General features: G+C 64.9%; 15 protein-coding genes and 3 pseudogenes. 11 read left to right on the top strand and 7 right to left on the bottom strand.

What is annotated here, in order from left to right; genetic code table 11:
- Positions 1–45 precede the first annotated feature (45 nt).
- A complete protein-coding gene (locus AC3WLF_RS02230) occupies positions 46–2,760 on the bottom strand; it encodes a winged helix-turn-helix domain-containing protein (protein WP_492357757.1) in 2,715 nt (904 codons plus the stop codon).
- Between the two features lie 541 nt (positions 2,761–3,301).
- On the opposite strand from AC3WLF_RS02230, the gene AC3WLF_RS02225 reads away from it, so the two are divergent.
- From AC3WLF_RS02225 to AC3WLF_RS02210, 4 genes and pseudogenes are all read left to right on the top strand, one after another.
- The gene (locus tag AC3WLF_RS02225; protein WP_492357756.1) at positions 3,302–4,357 is read left to right on the top strand and encodes a phosphotransferase; all 1,056 of its coding nucleotides are present in this window, start codon (positions 3,302–3,304) and stop codon (positions 4,355–4,357) included.
- Between the two features lie 76 nt (positions 4,358–4,433).
- Positions 4,434–5,408: an NAD(P)H-dependent flavin oxidoreductase gene (locus AC3WLF_RS02220; protein WP_492316936.1), complete on the top strand. Its 975-nt coding sequence runs from the start codon at positions 4,434–4,436 to the stop codon at positions 5,406–5,408.
- Between the two features lie 37 nt (positions 5,409–5,445).
- Positions 5,446–7,008 carry an AMP-binding protein gene (locus AC3WLF_RS02215; protein ID WP_492316937.1) on the top strand — a complete coding sequence of 521 codons (1,563 nt, stop codon included), beginning with the start codon at positions 5,446–5,448 and terminating at the stop codon, positions 7,006–7,008.
- A gap of 69 nt (positions 7,009–7,077) precedes the next feature.
- Positions 7,078–7,204 (top strand): annotated as a pseudogene (locus AC3WLF_RS02210) (porin); the annotation flags it as partial.
- 235 nt (positions 7,205–7,439) lie between these two features.
- On the opposite strand, the gene AC3WLF_RS02205 reads toward AC3WLF_RS02210, so the two are convergent.
- The 3 genes from AC3WLF_RS02205 to AC3WLF_RS02195 all read right to left on the bottom strand — a co-directional run bounded on the left by AC3WLF_RS02205 (position 7,440) and on the right by AC3WLF_RS02195 (position 11,555).
- Positions 7,440–8,438 (bottom strand): Bug family tripartite tricarboxylate transporter substrate binding protein, encoded by a 999-nt coding sequence (locus AC3WLF_RS02205; RefSeq protein WP_492357755.1) that lies wholly within the window; start codon positions 8,436–8,438, stop codon positions 7,440–7,442.
- 85 nt (positions 8,439–8,523) lie between these two features.
- Positions 8,524–9,609, bottom strand: a complete 1,086-nt coding sequence (locus tag AC3WLF_RS02200; RefSeq protein ID WP_492317175.1) for a Zn-dependent alcohol dehydrogenase — start codon at positions 9,607–9,609, stop codon at positions 8,524–8,526.
- A 53-nt stretch (positions 9,610–9,662) separates the two neighbouring features.
- Positions 9,663–11,555, bottom strand: coding sequence for an alkyl/aryl-sulfatase (locus AC3WLF_RS02195; RefSeq protein ID WP_492357754.1), 1,893 nt, complete (start codon positions 11,553–11,555; stop codon positions 9,663–9,665).
- Positions 11,556–11,737: 182 nt separating this feature from the next.
- On the opposite strand from AC3WLF_RS02195, the gene AC3WLF_RS02190 reads away from it, so the two are divergent.
- Together AC3WLF_RS02190 and AC3WLF_RS02185 are read left to right on the top strand one after the other, a co-directional pair.
- Positions 11,738–12,475, top strand: coding sequence for a TetR/AcrR family transcriptional regulator (locus AC3WLF_RS02190; protein ID WP_492316940.1), 738 nt, complete (start codon positions 11,738–11,740; stop codon positions 12,473–12,475).
- A gap of 113 nt (positions 12,476–12,588) precedes the next feature.
- Positions 12,589–14,022, top strand: coding sequence for an aldehyde dehydrogenase family protein (locus AC3WLF_RS02185; protein WP_492357753.1), 1,434 nt, complete (start codon positions 12,589–12,591; stop codon positions 14,020–14,022).
- Positions 14,023–14,398: 376 nt separating this feature from the next.
- Here the strand turns inward: AC3WLF_RS02185 and AC3WLF_RS02180 are convergent.
- The 3 genes and pseudogenes from AC3WLF_RS02180 to AC3WLF_RS02170 form a co-directional block, all read right to left on the bottom strand.
- A pseudogene (locus tag AC3WLF_RS02180) lies at positions 14,399–14,485 on the bottom strand (muconolactone Delta-isomerase family protein); the annotation flags it as partial.
- Positions 14,485–14,661, bottom strand: a pseudogene (locus tag AC3WLF_RS02175) (CoA-transferase); the annotation flags it as partial. The pseudogenes AC3WLF_RS02175 and AC3WLF_RS02180, both read right to left, overlap by 1 nt.
- Before the next feature lie 423 nt (positions 14,662–15,084).
- Positions 15,085–17,775, bottom strand: coding sequence for a helix-turn-helix transcriptional regulator (locus AC3WLF_RS02170; RefSeq protein WP_492357752.1), 2,691 nt, complete (start codon positions 17,773–17,775; stop codon positions 15,085–15,087).
- A gap of 282 nt (positions 17,776–18,057) precedes the next feature.
- Between AC3WLF_RS02170 and AC3WLF_RS02165 the strand changes: the two genes are divergently transcribed.
- The 5 genes from AC3WLF_RS02165 to AC3WLF_RS02145 are packed head-to-tail and all read left to right on the top strand — an operon-like array spanning position 18,058 to position 23,440.
- A complete protein-coding gene (locus tag AC3WLF_RS02165) occupies positions 18,058–18,843 on the top strand; it encodes an enoyl-CoA hydratase/isomerase family protein (protein ID WP_492357751.1) in 786 nt (261 codons plus the stop codon).
- A 46-nt stretch (positions 18,844–18,889) separates the two neighbouring features.
- Complete coding sequence (locus AC3WLF_RS02160) at positions 18,890–20,461, top strand: class I adenylate-forming enzyme family protein (protein ID WP_492357750.1); 1,572 nt, start codon at positions 18,890–18,892, stop codon at positions 20,459–20,461.
- 22 nt (positions 20,462–20,483) lie between these two features.
- The gene (locus tag AC3WLF_RS02155; protein WP_492357749.1) at positions 20,484–21,659 is read left to right on the top strand and encodes a thiolase family protein; all 1,176 of its coding nucleotides are present in this window, start codon (positions 20,484–20,486) and stop codon (positions 21,657–21,659) included.
- 44 nt (positions 21,660–21,703) lie between these two features.
- Complete coding sequence (locus AC3WLF_RS02150) at positions 21,704–22,903, top strand: thiolase C-terminal domain-containing protein (protein WP_492357748.1); 1,200 nt, start codon at positions 21,704–21,706, stop codon at positions 22,901–22,903.
- Positions 22,904–22,915: 12 nt separating this feature from the next.
- Positions 22,916–23,440, top strand: coding sequence for a Zn-ribbon domain-containing OB-fold protein (locus AC3WLF_RS02145; RefSeq protein WP_492357747.1), 525 nt, complete (start codon positions 22,916–22,918; stop codon positions 23,438–23,440).
- The last annotated feature ends 3 nt before the right edge of the window (positions 23,441–23,443 follow it).

The following is a 23,443-nucleotide window of genomic DNA, read 5'->3' as shown; positions in this document are numbered from 1 at the left end:
GCGCGGCCATCCCGTCTGGATGGTGATCAACCCGCGACGCCATGCCTAGCTGATCAGTCCCAGCAGACGCGCCTTCGCCACTGCCTGGGTTCGGCTATGCGTTCCGAGTTTCTGGCTGATATTGCGGACGTGGGTGCGGACCGTGCTGTCGGAGACGAACAGCTTCTCGCTCATGGCCTTGTTGGAACAGCCTTCGGCGAGCAGGCGCAGCACCTTGAGCTCGGCAGCTGACAGCGGTGGCGTCGATTCACCGCTGTCGCCGGGCGTCCGTGCCCCGGGGGCATCCAGAAACGGCCCGAACCCCTGCAGCATGCGCTGCAGGAAATCGGCAAAGATGGGGTCGCGCTGAGTCGGCGGTTCGGCCTGGCTTGACCGCTCTAATCGCAAGACAATGTTGCGCGCAGGTCTGCCTTCATCCAGCACCAGGCGCATGATGCCCTCATGGCACGCCGCCTTGAGGAGGTCCCGCATCTGAGCGTTCGCCGCGGCCATGTTGCCCATGCTGTCCAGTGCCAGGCTCCTCAGCACGCAGAGCTTCATGGCGCGCCGCAGCCGGCGCTGGGACGTCGCCATTGCAATGGCACGCTCGATGGCCGGCAGTGCCTCGCTGGCTTGGCCTGCAGCGATCTGCCAACGCAGCTGGCCCAGTTCGAGATAGTCGACATCATTGGCGGGAAGGCGCAGGTCCTGGCAGCGTTTCCAGATATCAGGGAAATTGGCGCGCTCGAGCTCCGTCCGGGCTGCCATCAGATCGCCTTGCATGACCAGCAGGCGCGCGCGCTCGAGCTTTGCGTTGGCCACGGCACGGGCCGCATGCCGGTGATGGCCCAGGTACTCGAGCTCGCTGAGCAGCTGGAAGGCCTGGGCGACATTGCCGTTGGCGACAGCAATCCGCGCCAGGGTGACGTGTCCCGTGACCATATGATCGGGCAGGCCGAGTTCCTTCGTGATCGGCACATAGACATCGAGCAATCGCGCAGCCCGCTCCAGTTCATTGGCTTCGTACAGTGCATGGGCGTAGAAGACACCGGCCCATGCGTTGCCGGTTGTGTAGCAGTAGGAGGGAGCGCCGGTTGCGGCTACGGCCATGCGGAAGCGGGCAGTCGCCTGCCGCAGCCGGTTTTCCTGCATGTCGATCATGCCTTCGACTGACTCCGTATACATCAGGCCGAATGGGTTCGGATGGTCAGATTGCGTGATCCTGGCCTCGTCGAGGAGCTTGCGGGCTTGCTCATGTTCGCCCCTGACGGCAAAGGCGACGGCCATTGCATTGGCCAGGATACCGTCGGCAAACGCGTTTCCGGTCGGAAACGATGATAACGCTGTCACGCCTACCTCATAGGCTGCTTCATGGCGATCCACGCTTGCCAGCAGCAGCGGACGCAGGGCGCGAAGGTGGGTGACGACCTCGGGATTCGTCGCCTCTTTTAGTTCCGGTTGCTCCAGGTGCCGGTTTGCCTCGTGTGCGCCGCGGGTGAAATAGACGGCAAGAATATGGACCACCCGGAGAATGGGGTAGTTGCCCAGCAGGGCCGACGGTATCGCCCCGAACCAGCGGCTGAGAAGTCGCCAGCGGCCGCTGGAAAGAAAGCTGTCGGCATGGGCGGCGATGAGATCCAGGGCACGCCCGTAGTCCTGCGCGTCGATGGCATAGTCGATTGCCGGCACAGGTCGGCCTTGCTCTTCATGCCAGCGCGAGGCCGCCATCGTGAGCCGGGGAGCCTCGTCCGGCATCTCGTGCGCCAGCTGATTGCGCAGGAAGCTGGCGAACAGGCTGTGATAGCGATATGTCGGCTCCGGACCTGCGATGGAGGTGAGGAACAGGTTGGATCTTTCCAGCCGCTCCAGCATCTGCGTGCTGTCGGTGCGTCGCAGGATGGCATCGCAAAGCGCGGGGGAAAGGTGCTTCAGGACGCTGGTCCGCAGCAGAAAATTCCTGGTCGCGGCTGGCTGCCGGTTCAGGACATCCTCGCTCAGGTACTCGGCTATCTCCCGGTTCGACGCCGAGAAGCGGGTGATGAAATCACTATGCCTGACATGGCGCTCCAATGCGACGGAGGCGAGCGATATCGCAGCGACCCAGCCTTCCGTAGTCTGGTGAAGTTGACGCACCTCGTCGTGCGGTATCGACAGGTGACGCTTCTTGTTGAAGAAGTCCACAGTCTCCTCGAGCGACAGCCTGAGCCATGAAGCATCGATCTCCAGCAGTTCGCCATGCACGCGAAGCCGGGCCAGCCCAAGATCCGGGGTGCTTCTCGTACCGATCACGATCAGCCCGCGGCGCGGAAGCTGGCTCAGGATTTCTCTGAGCAAGCCCAGCACGGCCGGTTCGTGAAGATGCTCCAGCTCGTCCAGAAAGAGCGCGAACGGCGACGGACTTCTGCCTAGCTCTTGGATCGTCTCCAACACGGTCATGGATTGCCGCGGCTCCCGATTGTCCCGATCGTGCTGTCGGGGAGCGAGCCGGGAGACCGCCATCGCAAGATTGCCAAGAAAGCGCGAAGTATCGTTGTCCGCCGCGTCGCAGGTCAGCCAGGCGGTAGCAACGCCATTGCCTTCGAGTCGGGAACGAATCTGGGTCATGGACGTCGTCTTGCCAAAACCGGCGGGCGCGCTGATGAGAACCACCTTGGCGGCGTGGGAGTCACAGGCCGCGTCACAGATCGTCTGACGCTGGACCTGGTTTGGCAAAGCATTGGGGGGATTCAGCTTTATCGCAACTGGCGGCGAAGATCCGTGCCGCTCTCTACTGCCGATCATCTCGTTGTCTCCTGAGCGAGGCACGGCGGGTGCTCGCAGGTGGCCGTCAACTCCGTGGAGGATGGGTCATTGCCCAGGCCTTCCTGCGATTATCAAATATTTGGCTTGCATAGCACAACCATGTTCGAAGCGACGCGTGCTGGTCACGCTTGTGAGCGGCGTGTTGGCCGGTGATGTGAAAACTGGATTCGGATGGCGACGCCTCTGATCGTCAATTCTGACGATGTGCCAGCGCGAAAGAGTTGGCCATACTGGGCGCACGTCACTGGTTTCCCGCCAGTATCCGGTGGGATGGCCGCGCGGACCTGCTGTGGCCACTTCTGGTCGGCTCTGTTCCGATACGGACTGCGGTCGGCGTCGAAGCCTCGTGATATCCCCGCGAGCTTGACCGCTATCGGTCACACGCAGGTACGCAGATTCACTCGAGAATAGCTATGAACCTGAACGACATCCTGCCTGGACCACCATGTGCGGTCAATCCGTTTGAAGCCCGGTCAAAGTGGTATTTCTGTCCCGTGGTCGAGCCGTTGGAGATCCGGGAATGAGTGCGGACATTCTGACCGTGGATGTACTTCCATCCCATCGCTTCAATGTCGAGGCACTGGTCGCGCACCTGCGCGGACGCCTGGATGGCGTTGATGAAAGCCTTGCCGTGTCGCAGTTCCAGGGCGGGCAGTCGAACCCCACTTACCTGCTGCAGGCGAACGGGCACAACTATGTGCTGCGCAAGAAGCCACCGGGCAAGCTGCTTCCCTCCGCACATCAGATCGAGCGCGAATACCGCGTTCTGGCGGCACTGGCCGATACCGACGTGCCCATTCCACGAGCGAGAGTCCTTTGCGAGGACGCAAGCGTGATTGGTACGCCGTTCTATGTCATGGAGCATCTTCCCGGCAGGATTCTCAGTCGGGTGGACCTTGCGGGTGTGCCGACGGCAAGCCGCAAGACCATCTACGAGGCGATGGTGGACGCGATGGCAAGACTGCATCAGGTCGACTGGCGTGCGGCGGGTCTGGGCGACTTCGGTCGTCCTGAGGGTTATGTGGAACGCCAGATCGCGCGTTGGAGCGCGCAGTACCTGGCGAGCCAGACCGACGAGATGCCGGCAATGCATGCGCTGATGGCATGGTTGGCCACGCAAGTTCCCGTGCTGAACCGTGATGCCATTGCGCATGGGGACTTCCGGCTTGGCAACCTGATCTTTCATGCCGAACGCGCCGAGGTCGTCGGCATCCTTGACTGGGAACTGGCGACAATCGGGCATCCGCTCGCGGACCTTGCCTATTGCTGCATGCCTTATGTGCTGCCTGCAGACGTCTTTCCCAACGGTCTCCATGGGCTTGATCTGGAAGCCGCGGGCCTTCCCGGCATGGACAGCCTGGTGTCAGCCTACGTCAGGAGAGCGGGGGATGCGGACCTCGAACATTGGCCGTTCTTCGTTGCGTTCTCGCTGTTCCGCTCGGCCGCCATCGCGCAGGGTGTCTACCATCGCGCATTGCAGGGGAATGCAGTCGGCGCCGACGCATCGGAGTTCGGTCGGCGGGCACGCCAGTTCGCCGAGGTCGGGTGGCAGGTGGCCCAGCGGTGGTCGGCATGAGCTGGCATTGGCCGAGCCGCGCTGCCCATGCGGCGGGGGTCGTTCGAACGGGACGCGCCACGATGGAGATGACTTGATGCACGCATCGCCATCAATAGCGTCTGGCGGCAGGCTTCCAAAACACATTGCAGAACGAGTTGGCCTGCCGCTGATTGCGGCGCCAATGCTGCGCGTGTCAGGGCCCGAGATGGTGATCGCCGCTTGCCGACAGGGTGTGATCGGTGCGTTTCCGACCGCCAATGCCCGCTCGACGGATGAGCTCGACCACTGGCTTGCCGGCATGAAGAGGTCGCTTGCCACCTGTGACAGCCCGCCTGCGCCGATTTGCCCGAATCTCATCATGCAGCAATCCCGGCTCAGGGACGATCTGGCGTGCCTGGTGCGGCATCGGGTGGAACTGGTCATCACCAGCGTTGGATCGCCGGCGGCTGTGATACCTGCCTTGCATGGCATTGGCGCGCAGGTGTGGGCGGACGTGGCCACACTGAAGCACGCGCACAAGGCCATCGAGGCGGGTGCCGATGGACTGGTGCTGCTTTCAGCCGGGGCCGGCGGGCAAACCGGCTGGCTCAATCCCTTCGCCTTTGTGCGTGCCGTGCGCAGCCTGTTTGACGGCCCCATCGTCCTTGCCGGCGGCATATCCGATGGCATTGCGCTTCGCGCCGCAGAAGTCCTGGGTTGCGACCTTGCCTATATGGGGACTCGCTTCATCGCTACGGCTGAGAGCATGGCGGCGCCAGGATACAGGCAGCTGCTGGTGGACAGCACCATGGACGATGTGATGCTGACCAGGGCGTTCACAGGGTTGGATACCAGCATGCTTCGGCCTTCCATTCGCGCGGCGGGCCTGGACCCGGACCGCCTCGACGAGCAGGTTTCCCGCCCGCGCGCTGGCGAACTGTTCGGTGCCGGATCCGGTAAGGCCGGGCCGCGGCGATGGGTGGATATTTGCAGCGCCGGGCACAGCGTGTCGGGCGTACGCGCGGTCCAGTCCGTTGCAGAGCTCGTTGACCAGACCTTGACGGAGTATCGGTCAGCCCTTGGCAAGTGACGTCGGAACAAGACTATTCAAAGGAGGAGACATCAACATGGACCAGTCGATTCAAATGGCCCCAACCATTGGTACGCTGCTGCTGCGCTCTGTTTGGCAGTACGGTGATCGGACTGCTTTCAGCTGGGAGGGCGGATCGTTGAGCTATCGCGCCATGGGCGACCTGCTTGGGCGCATGCAGGCCGTCTATGCGAGCGCGGGCCTGATCCGCAGCCATCGGGTCTGCCTGCTGACCGGCAATTCGGCCTTCGGCTGGTGCGCTGGCATGGCGGCACTTTGCAGCGGAATGATCAGCACACCGCTTCATCCTCTTGGCTCCCTTGAAGACCATCTGCTGCAGATCCAGGATTTCAATGCAGACGTGCTGGTGGTGGATGTCTCAACGCACCTGGCGCGCGGCGAAGAGATTCTCGCGGCTGCACCCGGCTTGCGTTCGGTGTTCAGCCTTGGGCAGTCGGATTTCGGCAGTGATTTGCTGGCACAAGCGGAGAAGGCCGGAAGTTGCTCGCCACGCGATCTGACGCATCGGGAAGACGTTCCGTATGTCCACTATACCGGCGGATCAACCGGTCGGGCCAAGGGGGTGGTACGGGACCACGCGGCATTTGCCGCGATGCTCCTGAACGGTCTGGCTGATTTTGAGATTCCGGCCGTCCCGCGCTATCTTGCCGTGGCGCCGATCACCCATGTGACGGGTACAAAGATCATGCCGACGCTCGTACGCGGTGGCACCGTCCATCTGCAGGACGGCTTCGCGCCCGACCGCGTGCTGGATGTCATCCGTCGTGAGCGCATCAACATGGCGCTGATGGTTCCCACCATGATCTACAGCCTGCTGGACCATCCCTCGCTCGACAAGGCGGATCTGTCATCGCTGGAACTGCTGCTCTATGGCGCGTCACCCATGTCCGCGGCTCGCCTGCATGAAGGTCTGGAGCGCATGGGCCCGGTCTTCGCCCAGCTATATGGCCAGACAGAGGCTTACCCCCTGGCCTATCTTGGCCGGGCTGACCATGATCCCGCCAGCCCGGAGCGCTTTGCGTCCTGCGGCCGTCCGACGCTTGGCACCCTTCTGAAGGTGCTGGACGACCAGGATCAGGAAGTCCCCATGGGTGAAGCCGGGGAGATCTGCGTGCGAGGCATACACGTCATGCGCGAGTATCTCAACTTGCCCGAGTTGTCCGACAGTGCACTGAAGAATGGCTGGTTGCACACCGGCGATATCGGGCGATTCGATGATCGCGGCTATCTCTACATCGTTGACCGGAAGAAGGACATGGTCATATCAGGTGGATTCAATGTCTACCCACGAGATGTCGAGGACATTATCAGCACTCACCCGGCGGTATCGATGGTGGCTGTCATTGGGGTTCCCGATCCGAAGTGGGGAGAGGCAGTTGCGGCCCTGGTGGTGCGCCGCCCTGGCGAGCAGGTCCAGGCGGAGGAGTTGATGCAACTGGTGAAGTCGCGCAAGGGGGCCATCTATGCACCGAAGCAAATCGAATTTGTCGAAAGGCTCCCGCTTACCAGTGTCGGAAAGATAGATAAGAAAGCACTTCGCACGCGCTTCTGGGAAGGGCAAGGTCGCCAGGTATCGTGAGTCGCAGCTTGGCCGTGCATGACTGGGATTGAAAGAAAACTATAAGGAGGAGACCTATGAAGGCAGCCCGCCTACGCGAAGAACGCCGGCCTGAACTTTGATACTTCGGCCAATGGCTTTTCAAACGGCTATTTCCCTGGCAGCGGCAAGAGCAGTATGCTCGGGTCTCGCTGCGGGCGTGCGGCACAAGTTCTGAGCCAGCGTTCCACACATGACGTCTCCACACCGGTACGCAGGGTGCGTGCTTTTCCGTGTACCGCTTGTCGAATCATGTCCAATCGGGTTGGACAGCGAACGACAAATTCACAGGCGGAAAACGCCAGATTGCGCCGCCCTGAGCCCGGCGGCGAGCTTGCCGCACCGCGCCGGTGGTCTTCGCCAGCTCGCGCGATGAGAGACAGCACCTTCGCGCCGCCGCCATGGTGGCGTGCTCAGTCCAGCGTGACGCCGGTATCGGCGGTCAACTTCAGGATCACCGGCAACATCGCCTTGTAGCCCGCTTCCGCCTGGGCCGGGAGATTGCCGATCGGTTCGGCGCTCATCGCCTCGATCTGCCGGTTCAAAGGCTCGCCTTTGACCAGCGCCGAGACTTCCTTGCCCAGTCGATCGATGATTGCCTGGGGTGTCTTGGCCGGGGCCAATAGCGTCATCGGCGTAGCGTACTGGTATGCAGCATCCGCATATCCCGCCTCGGCGAAAGTGGAAACACCCGGCAAACGCTTCGCACGCTGCGGGCCCGTCACGGCGAGGGCGCGCAGCTTTCCGCTGGCAAGGTAGGGCTGCAGCGTGGTGACCGTGCCCACGGTCACATTGATCTGGCCGGCGAGCAGGTCGGTGGTCATGGGGCTCTCGCCCTTGTAAGGCACGTGCAGCATGTCGACGCCATAAGTCTTCGCCATATACGTCTGGATGGTGTGAGGGACGGTGCCGGGTCCCCATGAACCCATACGCAGCTTGCCGGGGTTGTGCTTGCCATAGGCGATCAGCTCGGCCACCGTTTTTGCCGGCACGGACGGGTTGACCGCAAGCACGGTGCGCGCCATGGCGACGTCGGAAACCGGGCGCAGCTCGGTGCGGGGATCGTAAGGCAGCTTCTTGTAGAGGGCAATGTTGGCCGTGATCGGGGCGGGCGTGGACAGCAGTAGCGTGTAGCCGTCGGGTGCGGCCTTGGCCACCGTGCTCGTGCCGATGATGCCGCCCGCGCCGCTCTTGTTCTCCACCACGACCGGCTGGCCGAGGCGCTGGCTCAAGCCTTGCGCAAGGGCGCGTGCGAGGATGTCGGTCAATCCGCCGGCGGCATAGGCCACCACCAGCCGGACCGGTTTGTCCGGGTATGTTCCTTCAGCCTGACTGGTGACGGGAAGCAGGGTGAGCGCGATGGCTGCACACAGCGCCTGGCGCTGTCGTCCGAATAGGCTCCGCATGTTCATACTGTTGTCTCCTCATTTCCAAGCGGATGATGGGGCCGGCCGTTTGGTCGATGCAGGACCGGCGCATGGCTAATGCCGGCCGGTGCTATTGCTCGAACTCGATAACCGACCGTGCCAGTTCCCCACGGCGAAGCTCGTCGAAGGCTTCGTTGATCCGGGCGAGCGGCATGCGCTGTGCGATCAGTTCGTCCAGCTTCAGCTTGCCGGCCAGGTAGAAATCCACCAGCCGCGGCATGTCGACCGGAAAACGGTTCGATCCCATCATCGAGCCCTGGATGCGCTTTTCCGCCAGGAAGTCCGTTCCCTTGAGCTCAACCTTGACGCCCGGCGGGATCATGCCAATCACGGTGGCGGTGCCGCCCCGGCGCAGCATTGCGAACGCCTGCTCGGTGGTCTGCTTCAGGCCGATCGCCTCGAAGGCGTGCTGTACGCCGCCGCGGGTCAGCGTGCGTACGCCCTCGACGGCGTCCACTTCGCTGGCATCGATCACGTCGGTGGCGCCGAATTCGCGTGCGAGCGCCAGTTTTCCCGGCACCCGGTCGATCGCGATGATCCGTCCGGCGCCGGCGATCAGCGCTGCGTTGATCGTTGCCAGCCCGATGCCGCCGCAGCCGATCACGGCTACCGTTTCGCCTGGCCTGACCTTCGCCGTATGGGCAACCGCGCCGAAGCCCGTCGTGACTGCACAGCCGATCAGTGCGGCGCGGTCGAGCGGCATGTCGCGCCGGATGGCAACCAGGGCGTGCTCGTGGATCAGCATCTGCTCGGCGAAGGCGGAGAGATTGGCGAACTGGCGCATCACGCCGCTGGGCGCCGTCAAGCGCGGCTCCTCGTCGTCCGTGCGGCGCGTATCGGGCGCGATGCAAAGCGACAGGTGGCCGGTCAGGCAATGCTCGCAGTGGCCGCAGTACGCCGAGAGGCAAGTGATGACGTGATCGCCCGGCTTGACGGTACGCACTTCCGAGCCGACCTGTTCGACCACGCCGGCGGCTTCGTGCCCGAGCACCACCGGCAAGGGGTGCGGGTAGGCGCCATCGACGAAATGCAGGTCGGAATGGCAAACGCCTACCGCCGAAGTGCGAACCAGCACCTCGCGCGGGCCGGGCTTCGCGATCGCGATATCCTCGATCAGCAAAGGTGTCTTCGGCGCATGCAGGACTGCGGCTTTCATGAGTGTTTCCTCTGGTGGTGTGACGGGTACATTGGTGACGGCTATGCCATCACTCAAGGCTCGACGACGTTGAACAGGTGATCGAAGGTGTCGAGCGTGCCGAGCAGGGCGGAAAACTGCTGCGCGTCGCCTTCGACGCGAATCCGGCCGTCGGCGATGGCCGTTGCGAAATCGGTCTGGCGCAGCAGGATGGCGTCGAGCGTGGCGCGCTCCATGCTCACGGTGGCACGCGCATCGTCCGCGCGCTTGCCGCTGCGCACGGTCAGCGCGCTGTTCTCCAGGTTGAGCGCGTAGTGGCGTCCGGTATCCGTCATGACCCAGTTCAGCCGCAGCTTCAGGCCTTCCGCACGCTCACTGTTGACGCGCACCGCGAGGTAGTCGAAGAACATCTCGTCGGTCATGGCACGGACCATGTCGCCGCCACGGGCCGTCTTGATCTCCACACCCTTTGCACCGAGGCGCAATTCGCGAGCGCCGAGCAGGAAGGCGTTGCGCCAGGTGGCCGACTCTGCCTGGAATCCCATCTGTTCCATGGCGGCGGCCCCGATCTCGCGGGCCTCGCGCTGGCCCGGGTCGGCGAATACCACGTGGTTCATGACCTGCGCGACCCAGCGGTACTCGCCTTTGTCGAAGTCGGCCCTGGCGCGCTCGATGACCGCGGCCGCGCCGCCCATGTATTCGATGTACTTCCTGCCGGCCGCCTCGGGCGGCAGGGCATGCAGGTTGGCGGGGTTGCCGTCGTACCAGCTCAGGTAATGCTGGTAGACCGCCTTGACGTTGTGCGACAACGTGCCGTAGTAGCCGCGTGCATGCCATTCGCGGTGCAGGCTGTCGGGAAGCCGCAGGGTCTCGGCGATCTCGCTCGCCGTCAGGCCGTGATTCATCAGCCTGACGGTCTGGTCATGGATGTATTTGTACAGGTCGCGCTGCTGGGCGAGGTATTGCGACAGCCGTTCGCGGCCCCAGGCCGGCCAGTGATGCTGGGCGAAGGCCACGTCCGCGTGCGGCGCATAGCGTTCGAGCGCCTGGTCGAGATAGCGTGCCCACAGGCGCGCATTGCGGACCTGCGCGCCGCGCAGCGGGCAGAGATTGTGCAGGGTGCGCGTGGCGTTCTCCGCAAGGTTCAGCGCGCGCAGCTGCGGAAAGAAGAAATGCATTTCCGCCGGCGCCTCGCTCTCGGGCGTGAGCTGGAACACAATCTCGATGCCGTCGATGGTGTGTGTTTCCGCTTCCTGTGAGATCAGCCAGGTGGGCGGAATCAGCGTCATGGTGCCGCGCCCCAGGTTCTTGCCCAGGCCGCTGTCGATCTGGCAGCACGCGCTGCGTGCCAGGGTATGACCGAACTGGAACTGCGCGCGCCGACCCATCGCCGGGCCGGCGATCACGTTTTCCGAGACGGCATGCTCCATGAAGCCGGACGGGGCAATCACGTGCACCTTGCCCGCCCGCACGTCAGCTTCGCTGATGACGCCCTTGACCCCGCCGAAATGGTCGGAGTGGCTGTGGCTGTAGATCACGGCCACCACCGGCTTGCGCGGACGATGCTCCAGGTATAGCGCCAGGCCCGCGGCCGCACTCTCGGAGCAGGTCAGCGGATCGATGATGATCAGGCCGCTGTCGCCCTCGATGATCGTCATATTGGCAAGGTCGAAGCCGCGCACCTGGTAGATGCGGTCGCAGACCTTGAACAGGCCGTGATGAAGATTGAGGCGCGCCTGCCGCCACAGGCTTGGATGGGCCGTGTCGGGTGCCGTCTCCTCCTGCAGAAAGCCATAGTCGGCAAGGCTCCACACCAGCCGGCCATAGTCATCGCGGATCTCCGCGTCGGGCAGCGTGGCGATGAAGCCGCGCCGCGCTTCCTCTTCGTCAAGGCCGTCTTCGACGGGCAATTCGGTCAGGGCCTTGCGCTGGGCGGCCCGCGTCGGACCGGACGCTGTGTTCTGCATGTGGTTTCCTCTTCCCTTGTTGGATTGGGTGGTCGGGTCAGGACCGCGCCCGGCCAGCATGCCGCGAAGCACGATGTCTGAAAGTAAAGCACGTGATTTAATTCAAGTAAAGCACTTGATTTAAATTTGGCGGATGTCTAAGCTTCGGCTGACTAGTGGACGAGGGCGCAAGTGCGGCCTGTATGCAAGGGAAATCGATGAAACAAGCGACTGCACGTTTGCGCCAGAAGGCCGAGCCTGCCGACGGGCAGGACGATGCGGCCAGCAGTTCCGACCTGCTGCTCTTCACGGCGGAGCGTCTCTACGCGGAGAAGGGGATCGATGCGGTGTCCATGCGCGAGATCTCGCGCGAGGCGGCGCAGAGGAATACATCTGCGCTGCACTACCACTTCGGCTCGAAGGAGGCGCTGATCCGTGCCATCCTGCAGCGGCGCATGTGCGAGTTCGACGAGGTGCGCAACGCCTTCCTGGATCAGGCATTGACCGGTGGCGAGTTGCCCAGCCTGCGCACCGCGGTCGAAGCCCTGGTCAGGCCCATGGCGACCGGTCTGCTCGAGCCCGGCAAGGCCAATTACTACAATCGCTTCCTCGCGGCTGCCCAGATGCATCCTGACGTCGACATCGTCGCGTTCACCAGTGACGAGAGCAATCGTGGCTTCCGCCGGGCGCAGGCGTTGCTGGAATCGATCCTGTCGGACCTGCCGCCCAGCATCGTGAGGCAGCGCTACCTGTCTAGCCTGGCGTTCATCATGTTCAGCCTGGCCGACTTCGAGCGCGTCAAGGCGCGGCGCGGACGCCAGAACCGCGGCTTCGACATGGCCCGCGCCGTCGAGAACCTGATCGACATGGTGATTGGCGCATTGATGGCTCCCGTCTCGCAGCAGGTTCTGTCGCGCCTGCAGGACGCGAGCACTTCCTGAGCGCCCCAGGCGCACCTGTGCGCCCGAGTTCAGGCTGGCCTCGCCCCGATGGGGCGATGCCGCGCGTCACGCGTTCCCACGCACCCGGATTTTCACAACGGAAGCGGAAAACCATGCAACAACGAGACAAACTCTTCATCGACGGCAAGTGGGTGGCCCCGCACGGCGCGGGCGTGATCGACGTTATCCATGCCGCGACCGAGGCGGTGATGGGCCGCATTCCAGAGGGCAACGAGCGAGATGCCGAGCACGCCATCCTGGCGGCCCGCGCCGCCTTCGACGGCTGGGCGGCGACGCCGCCCGCGGTGCGGGCCGGCTATATCGGCAAGATTGCAGATGGGCTGAAGGCGCGCAGCGAAGCGCTTGCGCAGCTCATTGCCGGTGAAGTCGGCATGCCGGTCAAGCTGGGCCGCGCGATTCAGGTGGGCGGCCCGATCTACAACTGGAGCGAGGCCGCCAGGCTGGCGCAAGCCTTCCACTTCGAGGAAGAGGTCGGCAATTCGCTGGTGGTGCGTGAGCCGGTCGGGGTGGTGGCGGCGATCACGCCGTGGAACTATCCGCTCCACCAGATCACGCTGAAGGTCGCCTCTGCCCTGGCGGCCGGCTGCACAGTGGTGCTCAAGCCGTCCGAGGTGGCGCCGCTGAACGCCTTCGTGCTGGCCGAGGTCATCGAGGCCGCAGGCCTGCCGCCCGGCGTGTTCAACCTGGTGACAGGCTACGGCCCGGTGGTTGGGGAGGTGTTGGCCAGCCATCCTGAGGTGGACACGGTGTCGTTCACGGGATCGACCCGCGCCGGCAAGCGCGTCTCCGAGCTGGCGGCGATGACGGTCAAGCGCGTGGCGCTGGAGCTGGGCGGCAAGTCCGCCTCCATCATCCTTGACGATGCGGACCTGCCGTCGGCGGTCAAGGGCACCATCAATGCCTGCTTCCTGAACTCTGGACAGACCTGCTCGGCGCATACCCGCATGCTGGTGCCGCGTGCGCGCTACGATGAAGTCAAGGCGATGGCGCAAAAGGTAGTCGGCGGCCTCACCGTGGGCGACCCGCTGGACGAGTCCACCCGGCTCGGACCGCTGATCTCCGCCACGCAACGCGAGCGCGTGGTCGCCTACATCCGCCGTGGCATCGAGGAAGGCGCCGAACTGGTGGCAGGCGGACCGGACGCTCCGGAGAGCCTGGACAAGGGCTTCTACGTCCGGCCCACGGTGCTTGGCAATGTCGATCCGAAGGCGACCGTGGCGCAGGAGGAGATCTTCGGACCGGTGCTGTCCGTGATCTGCTATAACACCGAGGAGGACGCGGTGCGTATCGCCAATGACAGCCTCTATGGGCTGGGCGGCGGCGTGTGGTCAGGCGACGAGGCTCGCGCCGTGCGCGTGGCGCGCCGCATCCGCACCGGCCAGGTCGACATCAACGGCGGCCCGTTCAACATGGCCGCGCCATTCGGCGGCTACAAGCAGTCAGGCAATGGCCGCGAGGGCGGCAAGTACGGGCTGGAGGAATTCCTCGAGTACAAGTCGCTGCAGTTCAGGAAGCCTGCCGTCTGACTCCCGCCGGCCAGCTCTCGATGGACAGGGTCGTCCGCAACGGTGCGACGTTGCCGGCGGCCTTGACGGGCGGGGCGCACCTTCCCATGGCAGGCGTCCGGCATCCAACCCCAGCATGTCCGTTTCGTGGCGGCGAGCGGTCCGTACCGTGCCGGCCGAACGCCTGTTGACTGAAACTGTTAAGGGTTGTTCGATGCCTGCCCTCGTCTGTAGGATTGTGAGAGGTAGTGGCGCGTGCGGGCAGGCGTCGAACAATCCTCGAGGGAGGAAACCGCAGAGTGGACCGACGCGGCGTGCTGGGCCAGGGCGATTCAAGCGCGGCCGCTCAGACCTTTCGACGGTGACGCCGCCCGTGCTTGAAACGACTGCTGCTTCTTCAAATCGCCGACGGATGGCGAGCTAGCGGCGTAACCTGGATGGTCATATAGGGAAACAGCGGCAGCGACGACAACTGCTCGTGCAATCGCCGTTGCCGGCGTTGTTGCTGACCACTGTCAGTTCCCTGGCGCCCTCTTCGATCAGGCCGTCGATCAGTTCGTCGGGCATGCCGGCGTCACCGAATCCTCCGATCGCGATCGTGGCGCCGTCAGGGATGTCGGCGACGGCCGCACGCGCTGTTCCATAGAATTTGTCGATCATGTCTCGCTTCGCTTGTTGTCAGTCGAATCTAGGTTGCCACGCGACCCGAGGGGGCACAATTTCAGCTTTTGCAAGCGCCCTTAGCGCTGGGTTAAGGCGTGGGGCGAGCGCAGCAAAGTGTTTTCCATGAGGTGGTGCGAATGGCGTCCGCGGCGCTCGTCGACTGCAGAATGGCAAAGCTGCACGAGCGGTCGCCAGCTGATCAGTGGAAAGCAAGAAGGGAGGGGCGCGAAGATCCGCGTTCCGCGATCAGCCGCTGCGGCCCGGTGCGTACCGCCCAGTCCTGGGCCATGATGTCTCCTGTGCGGCAGTGCCCGCGATGCGATGGTAGCGGGCGCGCCTGGTCAGGAGATTCTGGGATGCCGCCACGGTGAAATCACCACACTTTCCCGGTGGCGGGCAGGCGTGCGCGTGATTGCGCCGTCAGTCGATCAGGCCGCGCTTGCGGGCGGCGATTACCGCGTCATAGCGGCTTGGCACCCCCAGTTTCTCGAACACGTTCTTCATGTTCCACTTCACCGTGTCCAGCGTGAGGTTGAGGGTCAGGGCGATGCGCTTGTTCGACATCGACTGCGCGGCCAGGCGCAGGATTTCGACCTCACGTGGCTTGAGCGCCGGGCCGTTGGCCTGCTCACCCGCGGCGTCGGACTGCTGGGGCGGCACATGCGCCGCGAGGCTGCGGCGCAGGACCTCGGCCAGATAGTCGCCAGTGCCGCCGGGGCCGAGCGTGGGCTGCAGTTGCAGCAGGGCCTGCCGCACGCGCTCGCCTTCGTCGAGCAGCGTGCGCACCAGTCCCAGCTCCTGCGCTGACTCTGCCGCGGCCTTCAGGCGATGCATGGCTTTGGTGGTTTCGCCCATCTCGGCGAGGGCGGTGCCCGACAGGAGGTCGGCCTGCGCTACGTTCTTTTGCCGCCCGAACGCAATGCCGTAGCCGCGCAGCGTTTCGGCCCGCGCCATGGCATGGGTCCAGTCCATGCCTGCCAGCGCCAGCCGGGCGCCGGCCAGGGCTGCGATCGCCTCGATCTCGGCGAGAAAACCGGCGGCATTCCGGTGGCGTACGGCCAGCTGGTCGAGTGCGGCCTGCAGCTGCCGGGCTTCGTCCTGGCGGTTCAGCTGGAGCTGCAAGCGGGCTTTGCCGGCAAGGACGTAGGCCAACGGCCGGTCCAGCCCCAGCTCGCGGCAGCGGGTTTCCTCCTCGTCCAGCGCGCGCAGCCCTTCTTCCGGGGAGGCCTGGGCTGCCATCAGGCGGCTGCGCACGATGATGGCCAGCGTCATCGGCTCAGGCGAGGAGAGGCGCAGCAAATCCAGGCGGTTGGCCAGCACCTCGTTGGCCTCGGCCAGCAAGTCTGCCTCGTAATAGGCGTTGGCGAGGAATGCCGCGCTATTGACGGCAGATACCGAACGCCGGCCATGTGCCGCCTCGGCGCGCGCCACCAGGGCGCTGCCGGTGCGGATGGCGTCGCGATTGTTGCCCGCCAGCAGGTGGCTGAGCAGCAGGGTGGATTCGGCCACCAGGGCCATGTCGTCCTGAAGCTCGGAGCGTGGCAGCCGCGCGATGTGCCCATGGAGCGCCCGCGCGTCCTCGTAGCGCCCGGCCGCGCAATAGGAAAAACTGAGCACCGCCAGATGGGCCTGGCGCAGGAAGCGGTCGGTCAGGCTCTCGAAGTCTGACGGCGCCACCAGGGCCAATGCGGCTTCGGTGTCGTCGCGCTGCAGCGCGATGCTGGCCCGCAGGTAGAGCGCGTGCAAGGCGTGCTCAGGCGCCAGTGTGCCGTGCGACCGCTCCAGCCGCTCGAGCCAGCCCTGCGCGTCGCGCCAGCGGCCCGCGGCCACCAGCGCCCAGCAACCGAGGAGCAGCAGCCGGGGATGGCCCAGCAGCACCTCGGCCGGAAGTTCATCCGTCCAGTGTTGCAGCGTGCTGATGAAACTCATGCTGCGGATCGGCAGGTCAGCCCGCTCGATCAGGTGCACGGCCGCCTCGGTGTCGTGCGCGTGATAGGCGTGCCGCAGCGCTTCAATCAGCAGGCCCTGTTGCTCGAACCACTGGCTGGCCCTTGCATGGATCTCTTGTACCAAGCCAGGGTCGCGCTGCTGCAGCCGGTCCTGGAGGAAGCTGGCGAACAGGGGATGCAGGCGGTACCACGGCTGCGGGCTGTCCAGCTCGACCGGCAGCAGGAAGAGGTTGTCGCGCTCGATCTGCTCAAGCAGCACCGGAGCCTGTGCATTGCCCGTGACGCGCCGCGCCAGTTCGGCATTGAAGCGGCGGCAGAACGAGAGCTTCTCGATGAAATCGGCCACGTCTGGCGCCAGATGGCGCACCACGTCTTCCGAGAGATAGCGCTGCAGATCGGTGCGGCGATGCAGCAACTGGGACAGCACGGCCCGGTTGGCCGGGCTGCGCTTGAGCCGGATGCAGATCATCTGCAGGCAGACCGGCCAGCCGTCGGTGATGTCGTGGATCAGGCGCGCATCGTCAGGCACCACTTCGCCGAGGTGCTTGGCCAGGAAGTCCTGTGTCTCCGCGAAATCGAAAGGCAGGTCGGGGAAGGCGATCTCCGCCAGCTCGCCGGTCAGGCGCTGGCGGTGGACGGCAAGCGGCGGGTGGGTTCGTGAGGCCAGGATCAGGTGCAGGGTCTCGGGCCCGTGGTCCACGAGACCCTGGATCAGTGCGTGCGTGTCGCTGTCATCAACGTGATGGTAGCCGTCGATGAACAGGAACACGTCCTGGCCCTGCTGGCACACCGCGTCAACGATGGTGGCGACCAGTCCTGCAACCGGCAGATCGGCCCGCACCTCCGAGGCAAAGGCGGTGCCGTCATCGACGGGCAGCCCTGCCTGCTGCAGTGCGCCGGTCAGGTAGGCGCGGAACTGGGGCAGGTGCCGTTCGTCCGGCGACAGGGACAGCCAGCAGACCAGTTCGCCGTCCTTCAGCAGCTGCTGGCGCCACTGGGCCAGCAAGGTCGTCTTGCCGAAGCCGGCGCTGCCGCACACCAGCGTCAGCCGGCTGTCGCGCGCATCCCGCAGCCGCGCCAGCAGTTTGGTCCGCACTGTGGACTGCGGGCTGATGCGCGGCGGCGCGAACTTGGTGGGGATGAGAAGGCGATCAGGGGCCAAGCCAGGGTCTCCTGCTGATATGCGAACGGCATCTTATCGGAAGTGCTCTGGCACGTCTAAGCGGCCGCCGCCGGGCGGACCTCATGCGCGCGGCTCAGACGCCATGCCACCCGGTAAAACACCCGGCCAGCACCCGATAAGTGTGGTGCGCCCGCCCGGCGCGCGACCCATCATTGAGCCATGCCCAGCGGACGGGCGGCGAGCGCCTGAGCCCGCCACTGGCCGGGCAGCCCGGGCGCGCAGCATTGCCGCCAGCTTGCCAGCCCGCAAGGAGACAGCACAGTGCAATACGAAACCATTATCTACGAACGGCGAGGCCCGGTCGCGTGGATCACGCTGAATCGCCCGGCCGAACTCAATGCGGTGAACCTGCGCATGCTTGAAGAGCTTCAGGATGCGCTCACCGCAGTGCAGGCCGATGCCGGCCAGGCCGTACTGGTGCTGACCGGGGCCGGCCGGGCGTTCTGCGCCGGCGCCGATCTCAAGGCGCTGCTCGCCGGCCTCGAAGTGGCTCCGGGCGAGCCCAATTTCGCCGACCGCACCCTTGCCACACTTTCGCTGCTGCGCAACATGCCCAAGCCGGTCATCGCGGCGAGCAACGGGCTGACCGTCGCGGGCGGCCTGGAGCTGGCAATGTGCTGCGACATCCTGATCGGAGCGGCGGGCGCCAGGATCGGCGACGGCCATGCCAACTTCGGCGTGTTTCCTGGCGGCGGCGGCGCTGCGGTGCTGCCGCGCCGCGTCGGCCTCGGCCGCGCCAAGCAGCTGTTGTTTACCGGTGACCTTGCCGACGCGGCCCGGATGCAGGCCTGGGGGCTGCTCAACGAGGTGGTCGCCGACGAGGAATTGCTGGCGGCCGTGGCGGCCTTGGCGGAGCGGATGGCGGCCAAGAGCAGCCTTGTGCTGCGCCGCATGAAGGAGGTGGCCGGCCGGTCGGTCGACCTCTCGCAGGAGGCAGCTCTGCGTGACGAGCTGTTGGCCTGCCAGCAGCACACGCGCTCCCATGACTTTCGCGAGGGACTCGCTGCCTACAGCGAAAAGCGACCGCCGGCGTTCCGCGGCATCTGACGACCTGGGTCAACCCAGGCAAGCACAGCACACAAAGGAGACAAGGATGAAGATCGATTTCTCGAGATGGTCGCTCGATGCCGCCTCGCGATTCGGGCAGCGCGAAGCCCTGGTCAATGTCGAGCGCAACCGCCGCTATACGCACCTGGAGCTGCACCGGCTTACCAACCGGATCGCCCGCATGATCAAGGAGCGGCTCAACCTCATGTCGGGCGACATCTACCTGACCATTCTCGACAACGACAACATGAGCCTGCTGACCTTCTGCACGCTGGCCAAGGCGGACGTGAAGGCGGCATGGTGCAACTTCCGGGACACCTTCGACGAGCACCTCTGGCAGATCGACTGGGTCGAGCCCAGGGTGGTGTTCCTGGAAACCGCGTTGCTGGACAAGTACTACGACATGCTGCACCAGCGCGGCATCCGCATCGTGTGCATGGATCCGCCCGCCACGCCGCGCGATGGCGTGTCCTGTTTCTGGGACCTGCTGGAGGGCGTGCCGGACACGGAGCCGCATATCGAAATCGACGCGGACGAACCGCTGCTCCTGCGCTTCACCGGCGGCACCACCGGCCGGGGCAAATGCTGCATGTACAGCCTGAACAACTGGCTGGCCTTGCACCGCTACTTCTACTCGATGCCGGACGACATGTTCGGCTATGACGCCCGCCACCTGAGCATTACCCCGCTGAGTCACGGGGCCGCGGCGTACGCGACGACCCTTGCGTTCAAGGGCGGCTGCCACGTCACCATGAACGCGTCGGACCTCAGGCAGTTCTGCGCCAATATCCAGAACGAGCGGATCACGTCCAGCCACCTCGTGCCGACCATCCTCTACCGCTTCCTGGAATTCGGCCTGAACGAGCAATTCGACCTGTCCAGCCTGCGCACGATCCTCTATGCCGCGGCGCCGATGAGTCCGGCCAAGCTCGCGCTGCTGCAGGAGAAGTTCGGCAATATCTTCATCCAGGCCTACGGCAGCAGCGAAGCGCTGGCGCCGGTGGCGGTGCTGAGCAAGGCGGAGCACCTGTGCGCCCCTGGCGAGAGCAACCGCCACCTGAGCTCCACCGGCATCGCGCTGCCGGAAACCGAAATCGTTGTGATGGACGACGAAGGCCACGAGCTGCCGGCCGGCGAGACCGGCGAACTCTGGATCCGCGGGCCGGGCGTGATCAAGGGCTACTACAAGAATCCCGAGGCAACTGCTGCCGAATTCCAGGACGGCTTCTGGAAGTCCGGCGACCTGGGCTACATCGACGAAGACCGCTACGTGACCATCGTCGATCGCAAGAAGGACATGATCATCAGCGGCGGCTTCAACGTCTACGCCATCGAGGTAGAGGCGGCGCTTAACGCGCACCCCGCCGTACTGATGTCGGCGGCGGTGGGCGTGCCCCATGCCGAATGGGGCGAGTCCGTGCACGCCGAAGTGGTGCTCAAGGAAGGGCACTGCGCCGATCCCGCCGAGATCATCGCCTTCTGCAAGGAGCGCATCGGCTACAAGGCGCCGAAGACAGTGACCATCGTCGACCAGCTCCCGATGACGGTGATCGGCAAGGTGTTGCGCAGGCAAGTGCGCGACAAATACTGGACCGACCAGCAGCGCAAGGTGCACTAGTCAACCGCCCGAGGACACCAGGATGAGCATGTCAAACCGTGTCGCCATCGTCTCCATGGCGCAAGTCAACTACAGCGAGAAGCGCGCGTACTCGCCCGAGGAACTGGCCTACCAGGCCATCCGTCCCGTGCTTCAGGAAACCGGCCTGCGCTTCCTGCCGGCATATGAGAAGGGCGGGATTGACGCCAGCCTGATCTGCCACGAGCACTCGCGCATCGCGCGGCCCTTCTCGGCATCGCTGGTGGTCGACGTGGCCGGCGCCAACCTGCGCCCCGATGAGAAGATCGACCAGGACGGTGCCGTCGGCGTGCTCGAAGCGGCCTGGCAGATTGCCTCCGGCGAGTTCGAAACCGTGCTTGTGGTCGCCGTATGCCACGACTCCACCAGCAGCAGTGCGGGCAACGCGATCGAGAACAAGGTCTTCGATCCCTTCTTCTGCCGTCCGCTCGGCCTTGACAACGTGCAGGCCGCCGGGCTGCAGGCCAACCGCTACATGGAGAAGTACGGCATCACGCCCGGACAATGCGCCGCGGTGTCGGTGAAGAACCTGCGCCATGCGAAGGACAACCCGTGGGCCCTGCGCGCGGGGGACTATAGCGTCGCCGACGTACTCGGCTCGAAGGCACTGTCGGATCCGATCACGGCGCTGCAGACGCGTGCCTTTGGCGACAGCGCCATCGTCATGGTGCTGGCCAGCGAGGAAAGGGCGCGGCAGCTGACCAGCAAGCCGGTGTGGATCAAGGGCCAGGCCAACTGCTGCGACGGCTACAACCTGGGGGACCGCGACCTTGCGGACTCAGAGGTGCTGCAGATCGCCGCGAACAAGGCCTATCGCATGGCCGGCATCGGCGATCCGCGCAAGGAAATCGATCTGCTCGAGGTGACCGATGAGTTCTCCTACCAGGAGCTGATGGCCTATGAAGGGCTGGGCCTGTGCGAAGCCGGGCAGGGCGGTCGCTGGCTGGAGTCCGGCACCAGCAGCCGCGGCGGCCATCAGCCGGTCAACCTGTCTGGCGGCGCGCTGTCCGGCTGTTCCCATACCACCATCGGCATGGGCCGCATTGCCGAGATCGTGCTGCAACTGCGTGGCGAGGCGGGCGCGCGCCAGGTGGATGGCGCCCGCACCGGGCTGGCCCATCTGGCTTCGGGGCCGTGCGGGCAACTGCAGCAGGTCATGGTCCTGGGCACCACGCCTTGATGTTGGCCTGGTGACGCCAGGCGGCGCCGCAACGGAGAAACAGTATGAATCGCAGAGTGGCAATCGTCGGCTTCGGCCAGACGGAAATGATGGCGCGCAGTCCGCTGGCCAAGGCGGAGCTGGCCAACCAGGCCGTGCGCCGGGCGCTGGAAGATGCGCAGATCACGATGAAGCAGGTCGAAGAGATCGTGCTGGCCGACATCGACTACGTGTCGGGCACGGCGGAGTCGGAGATGGAGCTGGCCGACTGGGTGGGGCACTGCCGCAAGCCCGTGGTCAAGATCGAGACCGGCGGCACCGTGGGCGGGTCGGCGGCGCTGTCGGCGGTGCATCACATCGCAGCCGGCGCCTGTGACGTTGCGCTGGTTTCGGCAACGGCGAAGTTCGTGGGCCCGCCCCCGGGCACGCTGCCGCGCGGGCCGTTCCTGCAGGCGGCGATCAACTCGGGCCTGCACGCGCTCACCGAGAAATGGTGCAGCGTGGGCGCCGTGGGGACCTTCTCCCTGATGGCAAGCTCCTATGTGAAGCTGTCCGGCTGCACCGAAGAAGCTGTTGCCATCGCCCGGGTCAAGGCCGCCAACAACGCCTTGAAGAACCCCTATGCACATCTGCGCGAGCACCTGACCGTGGAGGACGTGCTCAAGTCACCCATGCTGACGGCACCGATGCGCCAACTCCACATGTGCCCGATCACCGAAGGCTCGGCGGCGATGATCTTTGCCAGCGAGGAGGTGGCGCACAAGCTCACCAAAAAGCCGGTGTGGGTGAAGGACATGGTCACCATCCACTCGGCCCAGCACTGGGCTGCCCTGCAGGACTTCATCGCGCCCAAAGAGCGTTGCGTGCTGCCAAGCCTGGCCAAGGCGTGCGAGGTGCTCTACAAGCGCAATGGCATCACGCATCCAGCCAAGGAGCTCGACGTGATCGAGATGTACGAGCCCTGCACCTGGGCCGAACTGGTGTGGATGGAAACCATGGGCCTGTGCGAACCGAACCAGGCCTGGAAGCTGATGGGCAGCGGCGCCACCGATATCGACGGTGAACTGCCCATCAACCCTTCCGGCGGGGTCACCTGCACCAACCCCGGCGTTCCCTCGACCCTGCTGCGTTACGGCGAGCTGGCCCTGCAGATCCGCGGCGATGCCGGCGAACACCAGGTGCCGCGCGATGTCAGGCTGGGCCTCGCCACCGGCTTCGGCGGCACCGGCTGGACGCCGCTGATGCTGCTGTCCAAGGACAAGTAAGGAGGAATGGCAATGAGCACCGAGCAACCCGAAACCCTTCCCGTGCCGCCGACGCGCCTGCGCACGCCCTGCTTCATGGAATACCCGCTGGGCCTGTTCAACGGCAGGTTCTCGCGCGAGATGCGCGACCACGGCCGCCTCATGGGCATGGTCTGCCGCCATTGCGGCTTCACCATGCTGCCGCCGCAGGCCGTATGCAGCGTGTGCCATGGCGAGAACTTCGACGACCCGCAATGGGTGGAAATGGGGCCCGAGGCCACCGTGGCCGGCTTCATGTCATTCAACATGCCGTTCATCGATACCAACGACCTGTCGGTGCAGTCGAGCGCCTACCCCGTCGGCGTGCTGATGGTCGATTCGCCCGGCCGCACCGCCGGCTTCCTGTGGCACTACATCGGCGAAACCGACCTGGGCAAGGTGCACAACGGCATGCGTGTGCGTGCCGTGTTCCGGCCCGAGGCCGAGCGCAAGGGGCTGATGACTGACATCCTCTACTGGGAGCCCGTGCGGGACCCGGGCACGACACAAGGAGACTAGGAC

The sequence above is a fragment of the Cupriavidus sp. FW306-01-F10A genome (genome assembly GCF_058782785.1).
Note: the sequence above shows the minus strand (reverse complement) of the source record. Positions and strands in the feature narration are given on the sequence as shown.

Bases quoted from the DNA above. Each gene is read 5' to 3' on its own strand.
- AC3WLF_RS02200 (WP_492317175.1), bottom strand. From the start codon at position 9,609: ATGAAAGCCGCAGTCCTGCATGCGCCGAAGACACCTTTGCTGATCGAG.
- AC3WLF_RS02230 (WP_492357757.1), bottom strand. From the start codon at position 2,760: ATGATCGGCAGTAGAGAGCGGCACGGATCTTCGCCGCCAGTTGCGATA.
- AC3WLF_RS02205 (WP_492357755.1), bottom strand. From the start codon at position 8,438: ATGAACATGCGGAGCCTATTCGGACGACAGCGCCAGGCGCTGTGTGCA.
- AC3WLF_RS02215 (WP_492316937.1), top strand. From the start codon at position 5,446: ATGGACCAGTCGATTCAAATGGCCCCAACCATTGGTACGCTGCTGCTG.
- AC3WLF_RS02150 (WP_492357748.1), top strand. From the start codon at position 21,704: ATGAATCGCAGAGTGGCAATCGTCGGCTTCGGCCAGACGGAAATGATG.
- AC3WLF_RS02220 (WP_492316936.1), top strand. From the start codon at position 4,434: ATGCACGCATCGCCATCAATAGCGTCTGGCGGCAGGCTTCCAAAACAC.
- AC3WLF_RS02225 (WP_492357756.1), top strand. From the start codon at position 3,302: ATGAGTGCGGACATTCTGACCGTGGATGTACTTCCATCCCATCGCTTC.
- AC3WLF_RS02155 (WP_492357749.1), top strand. From the start codon at position 20,484: ATGAGCATGTCAAACCGTGTCGCCATCGTCTCCATGGCGCAAGTCAAC.
- AC3WLF_RS02190 (WP_492316940.1), top strand. From the start codon at position 11,738: ATGCAAGGGAAATCGATGAAACAAGCGACTGCACGTTTGCGCCAGAAG.
- AC3WLF_RS02195 (WP_492357754.1), bottom strand. From the start codon at position 11,555: ATGCAGAACACAGCGTCCGGTCCGACGCGGGCCGCCCAGCGCAAGGCC.
- AC3WLF_RS02145 (WP_492357747.1), top strand. From the start codon at position 22,916: ATGAGCACCGAGCAACCCGAAACCCTTCCCGTGCCGCCGACGCGCCTG.
- AC3WLF_RS02160 (WP_492357750.1), top strand. From the start codon at position 18,890: ATGAAGATCGATTTCTCGAGATGGTCGCTCGATGCCGCCTCGCGATTC.
- AC3WLF_RS02185 (WP_492357753.1), top strand. From the start codon at position 12,589: ATGCAACAACGAGACAAACTCTTCATCGACGGCAAGTGGGTGGCCCCG.